The organism is Litorimonas cladophorae (genome assembly GCF_014652455.1).
GTDB classification, from domain to species: domain Bacteria; phylum Pseudomonadota; class Alphaproteobacteria; order Caulobacterales; family Maricaulaceae; genus Litorimonas; species Litorimonas cladophorae.
The window spans coordinates 618,201-634,923 of the sequence record NZ_BMYV01000001.1 but is presented as its reverse complement, the minus strand read 5'-3'; the positions used below and the strand labels follow the sequence as shown (position 1 = coordinate 634,923).

Below are 16,723 nucleotides of genomic sequence, written 5' to 3'. Positions count from 1 at the left end.
CAATGGATTGGTCCGCAGACGGATATATTCTGAGCAGCCGCAAACACGGTGAGACGTCTGCAATTATTGAAGTCTTCACGCGCGAAAAAGGGCGTCATCCGGGATTGGTCAGAGGTGGCACAGGTCGGCGTATGCGACCCGTCCTGCAACCCGGGAATCGGGTCACTGTAGACTGGCACGGTCGACTAGAAGAACATCTCGGATATTATACGTTGGAAGCCATCGACAGTCGTTCAGCCGAATTGATGGATGACCGCCTGAGTCTCGCGGGCTTAAACGCACTCTGCATCATGACGCGCGATCTCTTGCCAGAACGGGAGGCTTATCCGCCTCTGCATGATGTCTTTTCGATTGTTGTGTCGCAATTGGATAATCCTGACGTCTGGCCTGCGCTCTATGTGCGTTGGGAAGCGGGGCTTTTGGCGGCTCTTGGCTATGGCTTGGACCTGTCCACTTGCGCAGCAACGGGGGGTTCGGAAAATCTGACTCATGTTTCCCCGCGCTCAGGGCGGGCGGTTTGTACGGAAGCGGCCGCACCTTACGGAGATAAAATGTTGCGTTTGCCAGGTTTTATGCGCGGTGAGGGGCAGGCGACACCTGAAGATATTTGGGATGGTTTGCGGCTGACAGGCTATTTTTTGGAAACACGGGTTCAATGGGAGGTCAATCGAACCTTACCCGAAGCCCGCGCGACCATGATTGAGCGCCTAACCTCTGAAGGTTTTGCCGCTAATCCCCAATAAAACTGAAGTTTAGTGCACAGTCCGTCGCTTGGTTTGGTAGCGTAAAGCAACTGATTCGAAAGGCGCGTCTGTTTCCATGGCGAAGACACCTAAAACCAAATCTAAGAACGGCGATAAGGGCGTACCCGCAAACGCGATTATCGAAGAACATTTCGATACGGCGTTATCGAGCCGCTATCTCGCCTATGCGCTGTCGACCATTACGCAGCGCGCTCTGCCGGATGTTCGCGACGGTATGAAACCTGTTCATCGACGTATTCTCTATGCAATGCGCCAGTTGAAGCTAAACCCAGAAAACTCTCACAAAAAATCCGCGCGGATCGTGGGTGATGTGATGGGCCAATATCATCCCCATGGCGACGCGTCGATCTATGACGCTCTCGTGAAACTCTCACAATCCTTCGCAACGCGATATCCGCTTGTCGACGGGCAGGGTAACTTCGGGAATATCGACGGGGATAGCCCAGCCGCTATGCGCTATACCGAGGCTAAGATGACAGCTGCGGGTGTCGCCCTTTTGGCGGGCTTAGATGAAGACGCTGTCGATTTCATCCCGACCTATAATGAGGAAGACGAAGAGCCCTTAGTGCTTCCAGCGGGTTTCCCGAACCTTCTTGCCAATGGCTCCCAAGGCATTGCGGTGGGTATGGCGACCTCAATTCCGCCGCATAATGCGGCCGAGGTTTGCAACGCAGCGCTCCACTTGATCAAAACACCCAATGCTCGGGTTGAAACATTGATGAATTACGTATTGGGGCCTGACCTGCCGACGGGCGGCATTATCGTTGAGCCGCAAGAGTCGATGCTGGAAAGCTATAAGACAGGCAAAGGCGGCTTCAAAGTACGCGCAAGATGGCATGTCGAGGATACAGGTCGCGGCCAATATCAAATCATTGTCACCGAAATTCCATATCAGGTTCAGAAGTCCCGCCTGATTGAAAAATTGGCTGAAGTGATTGAGCTGAAGAAATCTCCGGGTCTCATTGATGTGCGCGATGAAAGCGCGGAAGATATTCGTATCGTTCTCGAGCCTCGCAGCAAAAACATCGACGCTGCGCTGCTGATGGAAAGTCTGTTCAAGATATCTGAGCTCGAAAGTCGCGTTAGCTTGAACATGAACGTCTTGGATGCAACCCGCACGCCGCGCGTGATGGATTTACGGGAAGTTCTTCAGGCTTGGTTGGATCATCGCCGTGAAGTGCTTCTGCGTCGCTCTAATCAACGCTTAGCCAAAATCGCGGACCGATTGGAAGTCCTCGACGGCTATATGATCGCGTTTCTCAACTTGGATGAAGTCATTCGGATCATCCGATTTGAAGACCATCCTAAACAGGAACTGATTAACACGTTCAACTTAACTGAACGCCAAGCCGACGCCATTTTGAACATGCGTTTGCGGGCCCTGAACAAGCTGCAAGAAATCGAGATTAAAACTGAACACGACAAATTATCCGCCGAGCGGGATAAGCTGAACGAATTGGTTTCGACGGAAAGCCTGCAATGGGACGCGATTGCTGATCAAGTTCGAGAGATTCGCGATATTTACGGACCGAAGACAGAACTCGGGAAACGCCGTACAACCTTTGATATTGCGCCAGAAATTGATGTGGATTTGGCAACAGCCTTCATCACGAAAGAGCCGATTACGGTTGTTATGTCTGAAAAGGGTTGGATCAGGACCCTAAAAGGCAAGGTCGACGATTTATCGACATTGAAGTTCAAAGAGGGCGATCAGTTGAGTTTCGCAGTGCATGCGGAGACGACGGACAAAATTATTGTCTTCGCCACTAATGGTAAATTTTACACGCTGACGGCTGACAAGTTGCCGGGTGGTCGAGGCAATGGTGAGCCGATCAGGCTTTTGGTTGATCTCGAAAATGACCATGATCCAATCGGGATGTTTGTGCATGACCCGAAAAGAGAACTCATTGTGGCCAGTAGTGACGGATATGGGTTCCGGGTCGCAGAATCCGATATTATCGCAAGCACGCGGGGTGGACGTAAAACGCTCAACGTCAAAGGTGATGTTGAAGCCATTCGCGTTATTGAAGCCAAAGGTGACCGTATCGCGACGATTGGGGAAAACCGTAAGATTCTGGTTTTTGACCTTGCCGATCTTCCTGTAATGGCGCGCGGTAAAGGTGTGCGGTTGCAGAAATATAAAGATGGTGGCCTAGCTGATATCACTACATTTAGTGCGGACGACGGGCTAACTTTCTTGGACACCTCAGCGCGGCGAAATGAAGTGTCGGACTGGAGCTTGCTGGTTGGAAAACGCGCTCAGGCTGGGCGACTTGCGCCACGTGGCTTCTCTCGGAAATCAAGTTTTGACCCATCTAGAGGTCTTTAGGTTCGCGGCCTTCTATTGAGCCCCATCAAGTGACAAAAAAGCCGCCCAGAGAGGCGGCTTTTCTATTTGAATTAATTTGGTAGAAAAATCTAAGCCGATTTTTTTGCCGCTGCCTTGATTGGGGTTGGGCTGGCCGACTTACGGGCGCATTTTCCGTCAAAGAAAGCGCCATTTGCGATCATAAGCTGATCTTGAACAAGGTCGGCTTGCACATTCGCGGTTTCAGAAAGTTCAACAACAAGGCTTTCGACCTTGCCAGTAACCTTGCCGCGAATATGGACGTTCTGAGCGACGATTTTGCCGTTCACTGCACCCTGCTCACCAATCGTGACAGTTCCCGCCGTGATGTTTCCGTCAAGGCGACCATCAATTTGCACGTCGCCATCCGTTTTAATGTCGCCTGTGATCACAATGTCGCGGCCGAGAATAGAAGGGGCATTGTTAGAGGACATACGAGGAGCTGCCGCTGGAGCTTGAGCTTTGGAGGCGGACGGCGTGCCAGACGGGCTATTTGTTTTATTGAACATAGAGACCTGCTTTCAGAAACTTGTTCGGGTCATATGCCCGGCCTTGGAAATGTACTTCGTAATGTAGATGCGTCGCGGTGCTGCGTCCAGTCGTTCCCATACCGCCGATCTTTGTCCCCTTTTCTACGGTCTGCCCGCGTTTGACAAAGGTCTTATGCATGTGGGCATAGCGGGTCTTGAATCCGTAACCGTGATCGATCTCGACGAATTTTCCATAAGCGCCATTTCGCCCTGCACGAATGACAACCCCATCGGCTGTCGCCACGATAGGTGTGTTGCGTTGGCCGCCAAAGTCTAAGCCGTGATGCATGGTTGGCCGTTTTGTGAAAGGATCTTGCCGCAAACCGAAGGTAGATGTCCGATAGGTCTCTGCGCCCACCGGATGACCAAGAGGGAGCGATACAATAGCAGAATTCAAAGCTTCCGCCTCTGCTGCACGCGCTTGAATGGCGGATACGCGAGAGACGAAGCCCGTTGTGTCAGTGATTAATCCTTCAACTGGGATATAGGGTCCGCCCTTACCAAAGCCGGCTTCTGAAAGAACAGTTTCAACATCCATGTCTGTGGACTGGATGAGTGCGCGATTTCGCTCAATACGGTCAAGTGTTTCACGCTCGGCAGAAATCAGGTAAGCGTCTTGAGTTTCACCTAATGTGTTTAGGGAATTATCTAAATCTAGACCGAGACCAGTGGAAAGTGATGCTGTCTTCACAATGTTACGTCTAGACTGGCGGGGGGTGGCATCACGGGCGGTTGGAGACATAAGTACCCGTCCGTCCGCATATTCCACTGCATCGGGGCCTGCAGGCACGACGGGGAAGGATTGATTACCCATCATTTGCGCCAGCGTTTGATGTTTCTCTTCAATTTGACGCGCCATCGTCTCAAAGTTGGTACGCTGTTCCGCCAGCATCAACCGCGTATTTTCTTCTTTAGCTCTTGAGTCGGCGAGCATGCGCTCAAAATTTGCTTTGTCCAAATTCATTTGTTGACTGGAACTGCGAAGCGGATTGTGGCCAACCACCAAATTAATCATGGTGAAAAGGCACCAGAGTGCCATCACGGTCAGTCCTGACACTACCGCCAATTGCAGGCGGGTCGACAGAACGTAATATTTTACTTCTCCGCCAGAGCGAAGATAAATTTGCCGTTCTGGAAAATGGCGGAGGACATACGAGCGCACGTCACCGATCATATCGTTAATCATAATTCCCCGAAATTCGTTTTTCCCTAAACGCGTAGACCATAACCCGCCCTACGGTTTCAAGTGTGATTGGGTGTGTTAAGAGTTAAAATTCGCTTAGTTTTACAGTTCTCAAGTAATTTAAGGCCCTAAAACAGCTTAGTTTACTGACAATGGCTCGTAATATGTGCGCGCAAGGCCTGCTAACGTGCGCGCTTTCTCATTGAATGGAGACTTAATTTGGCCCTTAAAGTGGGTGCGAACAAGTTCGTGAAAGTACGATTCGGCGGAATCGGCTTGCTGTGCGGCGAGGTATTTAAACCACCGTGCCCCCGTTGCGACATGGCCGATTTCTTCGTCATAGATCACCTGCAACATCTGGGCACTTTTATGATCACCAGCTCCATTTAGCCGGTTAATCATGTTTGGCGTGACATCCAAGCCGCGCGCTTCGAGGACCAAAGGCGCGATTGCGACCCGGGCGGGGAAATTGTCCCGCGTCGAGTGGGCCGCTTCCCATAATCCATTATGAGCGGGATAATCGCCATAGGAGAGCCCAAGCGCTTCCAACCGATCAGCAAGCATTAAGAAGTGCCTCGCTTCATCGTCGCAGACGCTCGTCCAGTCAGCGGCAAACCGCTTCCGGTCACTTTCTCTCAAGGCAGGATGCAGGGTGAAACGGGCAATCATGTCAGCTGCCAGGTCAATGGCATTTAGCTCTATATGTGCGACGGCGTGCAAGAGCGCGCCGCGTCCTTGTGATGACCCAAGCCGACGACGGGGCACATCCATCGGGGACACAAGCTCCGGCTTTGCGGGCCGGGCAGGTTGATCGGGAAGGGTGGTCGGTGACTTTCCGACCAGTTGCGTGTCCCGCCACGCAGACGTCATTTCGCGCGCGCGGGCGGCCTTGGCTCGCGGATCGGCGGTTGAGAGAACCCTTATTGCATCAGAAATAAGGGGCAATTTAAGCGGAGATGGCTTGTAAACGCGCGAGGACGTCTTCGACGTGTCCTTTGACCCGAACTTTCGGCCAGACTTCTACAATCGTACCGTCAGGGCCGATCAAAAATGTCGCCCGCTGTATTCCCATATAGGTTTTTCCGTACATGCTCTTCTCAACCCAAACACCATACGCGTCGGTCACATCGCCGGTGTGGTCAGAACCCAAAGCAATTCCGAGGTCTTTCTTTGCAATGAACTTGTTGTGTTTCTCAATCGTGTCGCGCGATACGCCCAATATATCTGCATTTAAGCTTGCGAAAACCGCTTTATGAGCCGTGAAACCAAGGGCTTCTGTTGTACACCCTGGCGTGTCGTCTTTTGGGTAAAAATATAAAACCAAATAGCGACCAGAATATGTGCTGAGTGTCGCAGGCTCATCCATGCCAGTGACATCCATCGAGAAATCCGGGGCGGATTGACCCGCTTTCAAATCTGTAAGTTTTGTTGGCATCGGTTTTAATCTCTCTGCAAGTTAATCAGTGTGCTATATGGATTTATAAGCATTGAGCCTATAGGCGGAGCCCAGATTATGAGCTCATCATTAAACACGTCTGAAGAGTTAGCGGCAACCCCTACGCGGGGATTACGCGACGTGTGGTATTCCAAGACTGGAACTCGTATTCGCCGAATTATAGGCGCCGTATTTTACCGAATTTTCCGACTCGGTGGAGAGTTCACGGCGGTTGTATTGGGCCTTGGTATCTTGTTGCTTTGGATCGCAGGGTCAGTCTTAGATCGACAGTCTACCGATCTGACGATGTTGCGTCCGAATCTTAAGATCTGGTTCGCCGATGCTTTTGACGGACAAAGCGCTGAATTTGGGCGTTTGGACCTCGCTTGGCTACCGGCCGGTAACCATTTGGTCGTGACCGTAGAGGACGCGGCGATTTTTGACGACGACGGACGAATTCTGGAAAAGTTTGAGCTCATCAAGACCACAGTGGCTCAAAACGAACAAATGTCTTGGCGTCCGAGGTTCATCAGCGCCCAGATCAAAGGCGGCGTTGTCAGTTATGTCGAGGATGAGGCAGGCGGCGTTATCATCGGCTTGGGTCCTCCGGAAACAGTGGGGAGTGTCGGGCCATCCTACCGAAATGATGAAACGATGCAGCGAGGCTCTCCGCTTCCGCTCGATTTCATTCAGTTTGTGCAAATATCGGACGCATCTGTGTATGTGCGAAATGCCGTGTCAGATGTCGACCTGAAGGCTGACGTCGAACAATTGACGGCTTCTTTTTCGGGCGATGGAAGCGTTATATTATCGGCGAAAGGGGCTATAGATCAACCGACCCGCCCCGCGCCATTTTTGATTGATACGATCGCTAAAACCGATCTGAGCGAGATCAAACTTGCTGTCACCGTCACTCAGGCGCGTTTAGACGAAATTGCCCCAAAAAAGGGCCGATTTTGGGAATTGCAAGGCGTCGCTGCGCCGCTGGACCTAAAAGCAGATATCGACTTTTCCAGGCGTGAAGGCTTACGATCCGCTAAGGTCAATTTGACCGTTGGTGCTGGTGATATCGTTGGCCTTAGAAGTACTCCGCCTGCGACCTATAAAATTCAGGGTTTAAGTGCCTTGGGTACGCTGGAACCAGGCGCTGAACGCATGCAAATTGAGAAGCTAGCCCTCACGTCGCCAAGACTTACTTTTCAAAGCTCAGGCTTCCTGACCGAATTGGGAAACCTAAGCGATGGGGACCCAAATACCTCGCCGATCTTCGATCTGACATTTCCAAAATTTACTGTGGATATTACGCCTACTTTCGCAACTCCATTGACCTTAAATCAGGTCAAGTTGCGCGGACAAGCGGACATGGACGGACGAGTTTTAAATATCGATCAGGGCGAACTTGGGTTTTTCCAATCAAAACATGAGTTTACAGCTGATTTTGCATTCGGTGACGGTGATGAACTTCGGCGTCTCGTTTTGAAATCAAACATGTCTGGGGCGATTTCACCTCAGGAGTTCATAACGCTCTGGCCAATAGACGCCATTGGCGGGGCGAGACGATGGCTAGAACGTTCAATATTGGCGGCTGAAATCGATAAACTCGATATTGATGTGAACCTCGATGCGGATTTCTTTGAAAACCCGGTTCTCACGCCCGATCGTCTGCAGGTGCAATTTGGCGGACGTGAGGTTGTCCTAAAATTCATGGAGACGATGCCCGAAGCGGATCAACTTATTGGCCAAGGCTCCATTCGCGGAAATCAGCTGGAAGTCACGATGGATAGCGGCCGCTTGCTCGGACTCTCACTCACGGGTGGACTCGTAGAGATTCCGCAGCTGGTTCCACGCGGAGGAGACCTGATCGTCACTGTCGAGGGTAGCGGTGAGGTCGCCGAAATGTTGGCCATTGCCGATAATGACCCATTTCGGTTTGCGACCCGATATGGCGTTGATCCAAAAAATTTAACGGGTCGAGGCGAGGTTCAGTTACAAGTGACGCGGCCATTATTAGAGTTTTTCCCTGCCGAAAGAATTTCTTATCAGGTCAATGGTGACTTTACAGAGGCCTCCGCGCCATTCTCATTTGGTCGTTTCGATGTCAAAAATGGAGACATAAAGCTTGATGTCAATCGAGACAGAATGCTCTTATCTGGACCTGTTGATATCGGTCCTTGGCGCGCAGACATGCAATGGCGAGAAACCTTTGGCGAGAACAGTCCACCCACCCAATATAGCCTTTCTGGAAGAATTGGGTCTGACGAATTGGATGGACTAGGTGTTGCGTCTCGGGGCTGGTTTGATGGAACCGCCGACGTGGCTGTCGAAGCAGAGGGGCGAGGCCTAAATGTCACGGACGCGACCCTTAATGTTGATCTCACAAATTCTGCGCTTTCGTTAGAACGCATTTGGATGAAACCGGCTGGCGAAGCCGCCAACTTGAATGGCGCTGTGAACCGCCGAGACGACGGCAGCATCACAGTCGACAAGGCGCGCTTGTCTGGTACTGGTATTTCAGTCGGGGGGCGTATTGAAATTGAACCTGATTTCCGACTGAGATCTCTGCAATTGAGCGAAGTCGAAATTGCAGGTCTGATCAAAGGGGAATTAGGTCTTGTACCCGATACTTCCAACGGGCGTCTCGATTTGTCCATGAGCGGACCTTGGCTCGACTTAAGCCCCTGGACACAAGACCTATTTCAGGAGCGGCAATCGACGTTAGACGTCCCGTTGCTTCTGACGGGGAAGTTCGAAACGCTTTTTCTCGATCCTGAGTATACCGTCACGGATGCGGAGTTACTGTTTTCTCATACGGGGGACGTTATTGATGCCGCGCAATTGACGGGTCGCTCTGGTGGGGCAGATCTATCCGTTCGTCTTGAAACGCTGGAAGATACAACCCGAGAATTGCAAGCTCGCGTTCCTGATGCCTCCAATGCCATCAACGCGTTTCTCGCTCTGTCGAACACGTCGGGTGGGGAGCTCCGATTGAACGCAACTCTGCCGCCAGCTGGCGAAGTTGGCGCCTTTGTCGGCGAGGCCCAGATGCGGGACTTCAAACTTAAAGAAGCTCCCGCACTCGCGCAGTTGCTGTCTCTTGCGTCACTCACAGGCCTGGCCGACACGCTTTCGAGTGGAAGTATGCAGTTTGATCAATTCAGAATACCCTTCACTATCCTCGGGGACGACATTGCGATCCGAGACGCCCGTCTTTACGGCCCCGCATTGGGAATGACAGGGGACGGCGATATTGATCTAAAACTAAGGGTGCTCGATTTCGATGGCACAATTGTGCCAGCCTATACGGCGAACTCTATTTTGGGCGACATTCCGATCTTAGGCGACATTTTTGTGCAAGAGAAGGATGGTGGATTATTCGCGCTGACCTACACGGTGAGCGGGCCATTTGAGCAAACCCAGATCGCAGTAAATCCGCTATCCGCGCTCACGCCAGGCTTTCTGCGGCAGATCTTTAAGCGCGACCGAACAGATGTCGACGAAGAGCTTAAACGCAAGATCGAAGATATTGCGCCTAAGCCATCGGAAACAGAGACTGAACCGTCGCCTGATCCTTAGAAACAGACGGTATTTAAGCGTCAGTTACCTTCAGAAGTGCATGTTTCTTTTTGCCGACGGAAATTTTTACAACACCGTCAATGATGTCGGATGCTGAAAGCGATAATTCGTGAGAGTCTATTTTCACATCGTTCAGCTTTAACGCGCCCTGCTTGATATGACGACGTGCTTCTCCGTTGGAACCCGCTAGCCCAACAGTCGTGGCCGCTGTCAGAATTCCCATAGCTTCAAGTTCAGCTTTTGTGACATCTACCGAAGGCAGTCCTGCCGCAGTTTGACCTGACACAAAAGTCTGCTGAGCCGTAGATTCTGACGCCTTCGCAGCGGCTTCACCGTGGAGCAGGGCCGTCGCAGCATTTGCGAGCGCAATCTTTGCTTTGTTGATGTCCGCACCTTTAAGCGCCTCAAGGTTCAAGACCTCATCCTCTGTCAGATCGGTGAAGAGGCGCAGGAACTTTCCGACATCGGCATCTTCGGTGTTTCTCCAAAACTGCCAGTATTCGTAAGGGCTACGCGTGAAGTTTTCGCCGAGCGACGGATCGCCGTTCAGCCAGACGGCGCCATCGGCCGTTTTGCCCATCTTACCGCCAGACGCCGTAGTGATGAGGGGCGTCGTGAAGCCATAACACTCGCCGCCTTCTAAACGACGCGTCAGATCAACTCCGGTCGTGATATTGCCCCATTGGTCGGAACCACCAAGTTGAAGCCGACAATTATGACGTCGGAATAACTCAACAAAGTCGTAGCTTTGAAGAAGTGGGTAGTTGAATTCGAGGAAGGTCATCGGCTGCTCATTTTCCAAGCGGCGTTTGACAGTTTCCATTGTGACCATGCGGTTGATCGTAAATTCCGTTCCGACGAGGCGCAGAAATTCTAAATACCCAAGCTTTGCTAGCCAGTCATCATTATCGACCATGATTGCTGCATTCTCGCCCTCAAAGGACAGGAACTGCGCGAAGACACGGCGAATGCCAGCTTTGTTGGCGTCGATCTGCTCTTGCGTCAGCATCTGGCGGGACTTGTCTTTACCAGACGGGTCGCCGATTTTTGTGGTGCCACCGCCGAGCAACACGATGGGTGTGCCACCACTTTGCTGAAGATGACGCAGCATCATGATTTGGACAAGAGAGCCGACATGCAGGCTGGGTGCCGTACAATCGAAGCCGATATATCCCGTCAATTTATTCGTCGCAGCCAGCTTGTCCAAGCCAGCCTCATCCGTACATTGATAAAGGAAACCGCGCCCGACGAGGGTTTGCATGAATTTGGAAGCGTAATTGGTCATATTTTCGGCTTCTAACGAGCGGGAGAGTCGTGTCAAAGCCTATCCTATGGATAAAGACAGATACATCGCACTTGGCCTGATGAGCGGTACATCGCTCGACGGCGTAGATGTGGCTATTATTGAAACAGATGGCTTTGAGATTTTCGGTTTTGGCGACACCGCAGAGAGCAATTTTTCCAAAGACGACAAGACTATATTGCAAGCCGCGACCCAAGACGCACTTGATTGGGGATTTGCGGGTCCGCCGCCAAATAGCTTTGCGCGCGCTGAAGATGTCGTTGACCGTGTTCATGTTGATGCGATTGGCGCGCTTACTGCCGATATCATTGGCTATCATGGACAGACGATCCTCCACCACCCACCCCTAAACAGCCAAGATGGACAGACTTTGCAATTGGGACGGGGGAGAACACTCGCAGATGAACTGGGCGTGCCTGTCGTCTATGATTTCCGCACCGCCGATGTATCCGCTGGTGGACAAGGTGCACCGCTCGCGCCCATCTATCATGAAGCGTTGTGTCGATATTCAGGGCTTTCCGGTAGGAATGCCGTTCTTAATATCGGTGGGGTTTCTAATGTCAGCTTAATTGAAGATGGCCAATTGCAATGGGCCACCGATTGCGGACCAGGGAATGGTCCTTTGGACAGTTGGATCGTATCGAATAGTGCGGGGTCATTCGACCGCGATGGCCTGCTATCGTTCGAAGGTGTCGTTGATCATGCTATGATAAATCAATGGCTTGAGCAGAGTTTCTTCGCGCGACCTATTCCCCGTAGCGCAGACCGATATGATTTTGATGTGTTAGACGATTTGCAAGGATATTCACTTGAAGACGGCGCAGCGACGCTTGCGGCATTCTGCGCTCAATCAATCGCTACCGTTCTTGAAGCTGGAAACGTCGATCGGGTTATCGTTTGTGGCGGCGGACGCAGGAACCCTGCCATTGTGACGATGCTTGATATTCACACGGATGCAGAGGTTATTCGAGCAGAGGATGTTGGATGGGATGGTGATATGTTAGAGGCCCAAGCCTTTGCATATCTCGCCGTTCGGTCACTTAAAAATCTACCGATCAGTTTCCCGTCAACCACGGGCGCACCCGCCCCAAAGACGGGCGGGCGAATTATTTATCCGAAGGCTTAGCCTTCGAGTAATTTTTGCTCACGCGGCGGCGAATAACGTGGGTCAAGCGTATCATCGAGATAATCTTCGATCACGTCCATCGCGAGTTCGAGGTGGTTCGAATAGAAGTGATCCGCGCCTTCGATACGCACGGTGTCAATCTCATGACCCTTTTGAACGCGAATTTTGGAGACAACACGATCAACATCATCTGCCGGAACGATTGGATCTTCACTGCCATAGGTTACCAGACCAGAAGCTGGGCAGGGTGCGAGGAATGCGAAATCATATGTGTTTGTCGGGAGGCTCATTGAAATAAAGCCAGCGATTTCAGGTCGGCGCATTAAAAGCTGCATCCCAATCCAAGCGCCGAAGCTGTAGCCAGATACCCAGCTGAACGGGGCGTTCTGGTTGAAGCTTTGCATGTAATCCAACGCATAGGCTGCATCTTGCAATTCGCCCTGCCCATTGTCGTAGACACCCATTGAACGCCCAACGCCACGGAAGTTAAAACGTAGGACTGAGAACCCACGGCGCTTATATTGCTCATACATCGCAACTGGAATGCGATGATCCATGTGTCCACCGGCTTTAGGATGCGGAGGAAGGATTAGCGCGCAGGGGGCTTGCGGATCATCAGATGGATGATAACGGCCTTCAAGACGGCCTTCGGGGCCGTTAAAAATCACTTCTGGCATAACTGCAGCCTTTTACTTTGGGTCGAGTTTGCCGCAGATTTATGCGGCATTTCAATCTTGACTAAATCAGTCGGAATAACTACCTCCCGCCTGATGATTTGGATTTCGTGCGCGCTCTATCAAGAGCCTGCGCAAAAATCCAACGAAACCTGCACGTTATGTAGGGAATTGGGAGTAAAAGTCGCGCTGTGAAACTAACGGCTAAAGGACGATACGCGGTTATGGCTGTGGCTGACTTGGCTGCACAGGGCGAGGGCGCGTGCGAGTCGCTCTCTGCGATTGGCGCGCGGCAAGCCATTTCCGTAACTTTCTTAGAGCAAATTTTCGCCAAATTGCGGAAGGCGGGCTACGTGGAATCGGTCCGGGGCGCGCAGGGCGGGTATTCCCTTGCTAGATCAGCACATTTGATTTCCCTAGATGGTGTCATCCGCGCCGTTGATGCGGCGCCAAAAGCCCATGGTTGCACACCAGAGAGCAAAATTGCCTGCACGGGTCGCACGGACCGCTGTCTGACCCATGATCTTTGGGGCGCTTTGGAAACACATATCGAAGGTTTTCTGTCTTCGATCTCGGTGCAAGATGTTGTCGATGGTCGCTTGCCAATTTTGGAGGCAGCCGAATGACGAAGCGCCTTTATCTCGATCACAATGCGACAACGATTACCTCTCCTGACGTGGTTGAGGCAATGATGGCGGCGTTGGCCTTAGACGGTAATCCGTCGGCGCAACATGCAGACGGTCGGGCAGCCAATGCGATTGTTTCCCGCGCGCGTGAGACCGTAAGTCTAGCTATGGGCGTTTGCTCGCAAGATTTGATTTTCACGAGCGGCGGCACGGAAGGCTGCAACACGGCGATTTGGTCCGGACTGAAGGCGGGATGCCGGCGCTTGTTGATCTCGCCGATGGATCATCCGGCAACCATCAATGCAGCTGAGAATTTCTGCGAGATTTTTGGTGCGCGCACGGAGATGATCCCTGTCGATGCGCAAGGTCGGACAGATATGGTTTGGTTGAAAGATAGCCTCGCAAATTGGGAGCAGGCAGATGGCCGTCCATTTGTATCCATAGTCGCCGCAAATTCCGAGACTGGCGTTATTCAAGACATCGAAACGGCCACTGATTTGGTGGAGGCCGCAGGCGGATTGTTGTTGGTCGATGCAACGCAGGCCTTCGGTAAAATCCCGATGACCTTTCAGGCTGATTATCTTGCCGTATCCGCACATAAAGTTGGCGGCCCTAAAGGTGTCGGCGCACTCTATGTGTCCGCAGATGCGCCATTTGCACCTTTGCTGAGCGGCGGTGGGCAGGAACGCCGCAGACGCTCTGGCACCCATAATGTTGCGGGCATAGCCGGGTTCGGGAAGGCCTGCGAAAAGTTGATGGATTTGGGTCATTCGCAATCGTGCCGCGACAGACTGGAAGCTGAACTAACGGCTATCGAGCCCAACATCGTATTCTTTGGGGCAGAGGCAGCGCGCTTGCCCAATACCTCATTTTTTGCGGTCCCCGATGCGTCGTCGATGACGTTGATGATGGGATTGGATTTGCAAGGAATATCCGTTTCAACGGGTACAGCTTGCTCATCTGGAAAGACAGGCGAAAGCCGCGCCATTCGCGCAATGGGCCGAACTGCGGAGGCGCCCAAAGGGGCGATCCGTGTCAGTTTCGGCGAAAATGCAAATGTAAATGAAGTTGAGGATTTCCTCACCGCCTGGATGAAGATCAGACGTATCAAGTCCAAGAGCGAAGCCGCATGACCGAGGATGCTATGAACGAAGATGTAAAAGTAAAAGACAGTATTGATGAGAGCACCGTTGAAGGTGTGCGTTCACTCGAAGCTGACAAATATAAATATGGGTTTGATTCCGATATCGAACAGGAGTTCGCGCCCAAAGGCCTGAACGAAGACATTGTTCGGTATATTTCGGAAAAGAAGGATGAGCCGCAGTGGTTGTTAGACTGGCGTCTTGAGGCTTACCGTCGTTGGCTCACTTTGGAAGAACCAGAATGGGCTATGGTGGATTATCCGAAAATCGATTTTCAGGACATGTATTACTACGCGTCACCGGTGAAAAAGAAGGAATTGAACTCCCTCGACGAAGTCGACCCTGAGATTCTGGAAATCTACAAAAAACTCGGTATCTCGCTGAAAGAACAAGAGGTTTTAGCGGGGGTGAAAGGTGCGCCTAAGGTCGCCGTGGATGCTGTCTTTGATTCCGTATCCGTTATTACCACGTTCAAAGATGAGCTGGCGAAGCATGGCGTGATTTTCTGCAGCTTCTCCGAAGCCGTCAAAAACCACCCTGACCTTGTGCGGAAATATATGGGCTCTGTGGTACCAGTTACTGACAACTATTATGCGACGCTTAACAATGCGGTCTTTTCCGATGGGTCTTTCGTCTACATCCCGCCGGGTGTGCGGTGCCCTATGGAGCTCTCGACCTATTTCCGGATGAACGCGCAAGGCACAGGGCAATTTGAGCGGACATTGATCATCGCCGACAAAGGCTCCTACGTGTCCTATCTAGAGGGCTGTACGGCGCCGATGCGGGATGAAAATCAGCTCCATGCGGCGATTGTCGAGATCATCGTCCATGACGATGCCGAAGTGAAATATTCGACAGTCCAAAACTGGTGGCCGGGTGACAAGGACGGCAATGGCGGCGTCTATAATTTTGTGACGAAGCGCGCAGATTGCCGTGGCACGAATTCCAAAGTCAGTTGGACGCAGGTCGAAACGGGATCTGCCGTGACATGGAAATATCCGAGCTGTATTTTACGCGGCGATAACTCCCAAGGCGAATTTTATTCCATCGCGATCACTAACGGCCATCAACAAGCCGATACCGGCACAAAGATGATTCATTTGGGCAAAAACACGAAATCACGGGTGATTTCCAAAGGGATTAGCGCGGGCAAATCAAATTCAACTTATCGTGGTTTGGTGAGCGCCCATAAAAAGGCCACGGGTGCGCGAAACTTCACCCAATGTGACTCCTTGCTGATCGGTGACCAATGCGGTGCGCATACTGTGCCTTATATTGAGAGCAATACGCCAAGTGCGCAATTTGAGCACGAAGCGACGACCTCAAAGCTTTCTGACGATCAACTCTTTTATTGTCGTCAGCGCGGCCTGTCCGAAGAAGACGCTGTTGCACTCTTGGTGAACGGTTTCTGTCGTGACGTTTTGCAAGAACTTCCCATGGAATTTGCGGTTGAAGCGCAGAAGCTAGTTGCGATTTCGCTAGAAGGTAGCGTCGGATAATGAAACGTCTCGTCCTCCTTTCTTGCGTTGCTCTAGCGGCGTGTTCTGCAGAGGTTCAGCCGCCGGAGCCGCCAGTTGTGCCCGTGTCTGCTGAATCGCCCATGCCAAAAGTGCGAAATATGCCCGCCGTCCCGACGATAGGCGCGTCTAATGTTTCAGATATCGACTTCGATCAATACTCGCCCGCGCTCGCAGGCGTCATTGGGTTGACGGAAGGCGAAACCCGTTTAGAGGCCGTTGACAAAATACGGCTCTTCTTCGCGCCTGAGGCGGGCAGCACAATCCTCAGCACAGCTTCCGCGACCTTTGAAGGTGACGACAATGCAGTCATGCTTTTCAGTGTCAAAGGCTTGCCCGACGATTCTGTAAAGGCGCAGGAAGTTTACGCAGTTTTCACAGGTCCCGGTGGGGCCAACAAATTCAATCAATCGCTCGCGGCATATGGCATGCGTATCAAATGCTATCGCGGTTCAAACACAACGGAATGGCAGACCGATCTCTGCCCTTAAGGGAAATTTCTA

At 51.8% G+C, this 16,723-nt stretch carries 14 protein-coding genes; 8 read left to right on the top strand and 6 right to left on the bottom strand.

Features of this window, described 5'->3' with window-relative positions; all coding sequences use genetic code 11:
* Positions 1-2 precede the first annotated feature (2 nt).
* Together recO and parC are read left to right on the top strand one after the other, a co-directional pair.
* Positions 3-743 (top strand): DNA repair protein RecO, encoded by a 741-nt coding sequence (gene recO, locus IE073_RS03080; protein WP_189581118.1) that lies wholly within the window; start codon positions 3-5, stop codon positions 741-743.
* Positions 744-819: 76 nt separating this feature from the next.
* On the top strand, positions 820-3,093 hold the full coding sequence (parC, locus tag IE073_RS03075; RefSeq protein ID WP_189581115.1) for a DNA topoisomerase IV subunit A: 2,274 nt from the start codon (positions 820-822) through the stop codon (positions 3,091-3,093).
* A gap of 89 nt (positions 3,094-3,182) precedes the next feature.
* Here the strand turns inward: parC and IE073_RS03070 are convergent, their stop codons facing one another.
* The 4 genes from IE073_RS03070 to IE073_RS03055 form a co-directional block, all read right to left on the bottom strand.
* Complete coding sequence (locus IE073_RS03070; RefSeq protein WP_189581113.1) at positions 3,183-3,620, bottom strand: bactofilin family protein; 438 nt, start codon at positions 3,618-3,620, stop codon at positions 3,183-3,185.
* Positions 3,610-4,827, bottom strand: coding sequence for a M23 family metallopeptidase (locus IE073_RS03065; RefSeq protein ID WP_189581110.1), 1,218 nt, complete (start codon positions 4,825-4,827; stop codon positions 3,610-3,612). Before IE073_RS03065 ends, IE073_RS03070 begins: the two co-directional genes overlap by 11 nt.
* A gap of 135 nt (positions 4,828-4,962) precedes the next feature.
* Complete coding sequence (locus IE073_RS03060) at positions 4,963-5,769, bottom strand: ferritin-like domain-containing protein (protein ID WP_267905558.1); 807 nt, start codon at positions 5,767-5,769, stop codon at positions 4,963-4,965.
* Position 5,770: 1 nt separating this feature from the next.
* A complete protein-coding gene (locus IE073_RS03055; RefSeq protein WP_189581104.1) occupies positions 5,771-6,259 on the bottom strand; it encodes a peroxiredoxin in 489 nt (162 codons plus the stop codon).
* Between the two features lie 78 nt (positions 6,260-6,337).
* Here IE073_RS03055 and IE073_RS03050 point away from each other — a divergent pair, with 78 nt between their 5' ends.
* Positions 6,338-9,832, top strand: a complete 3,495-nt coding sequence (locus IE073_RS03050) for a YhdP family protein (protein WP_189581101.1) — start codon at positions 6,338-6,340, stop codon at positions 9,830-9,832.
* 13 nt (positions 9,833-9,845) lie between these two features.
* Here IE073_RS03050 and tyrS read toward each other — a convergent pair whose 3' ends face one another.
* Entirely contained in the window at positions 9,846-11,117 is a 1,272-nt protein-coding gene (tyrS, locus tag IE073_RS03045) for a tyrosine--tRNA ligase (protein ID WP_189583753.1), read from the bottom strand.
* Positions 11,118-11,163: 46 nt separating this feature from the next.
* On the opposite strand from tyrS, the gene IE073_RS03040 reads away from it, so the two are divergent.
* Positions 11,164-12,261 (top strand): anhydro-N-acetylmuramic acid kinase, encoded by a 1,098-nt coding sequence (locus IE073_RS03040; RefSeq protein WP_189581099.1) that lies wholly within the window; start codon positions 11,164-11,166, stop codon positions 12,259-12,261.
* Here IE073_RS03040 and IE073_RS03035 read toward each other — a convergent pair.
* Positions 12,258-12,938 (bottom strand): alpha/beta hydrolase, encoded by a 681-nt coding sequence (locus IE073_RS03035; RefSeq protein WP_189581097.1) that lies wholly within the window; start codon positions 12,936-12,938, stop codon positions 12,258-12,260. The genes IE073_RS03040 and IE073_RS03035 overlap by 4 nt on opposite strands.
* A gap of 188 nt (positions 12,939-13,126) precedes the next feature.
* Here IE073_RS03035 and IE073_RS03030 point away from each other — a divergent pair, with 188 nt between their 5' ends.
* From IE073_RS03030 to IE073_RS03015, 4 genes are read left to right on the top strand one after another with little or no spacing between them, the layout of a single operon-like run.
* The gene (locus tag IE073_RS03030) at positions 13,127-13,561 is read left to right on the top strand and encodes an Rrf2 family transcriptional regulator (RefSeq protein ID WP_189581095.1); all 435 of its coding nucleotides are present in this window, start codon (positions 13,127-13,129) and stop codon (positions 13,559-13,561) included.
* Complete coding sequence (locus IE073_RS03025; protein WP_189581093.1) at positions 13,558-14,694, top strand: cysteine desulfurase family protein; 1,137 nt, start codon at positions 13,558-13,560, stop codon at positions 14,692-14,694. The genes IE073_RS03030 and IE073_RS03025 overlap by 4 nt, the downstream gene beginning before the upstream one ends.
* An 11-nt stretch (positions 14,695-14,705) precedes the next feature.
* On the top strand, positions 14,706-16,202 hold the full coding sequence (gene sufB / locus IE073_RS03020) for a Fe-S cluster assembly protein SufB (RefSeq protein ID WP_189583750.1): 1,497 nt from the start codon (positions 14,706-14,708) through the stop codon (positions 16,200-16,202).
* Positions 16,202-16,711, top strand: coding sequence for a hypothetical protein (locus IE073_RS03015; RefSeq protein WP_189581091.1), 510 nt, complete (start codon positions 16,202-16,204; stop codon positions 16,709-16,711). The genes sufB and IE073_RS03015 overlap by 1 nt, the downstream gene beginning before the upstream one ends.
* Positions 16,712-16,723: the final 12 nt, after the last annotated feature.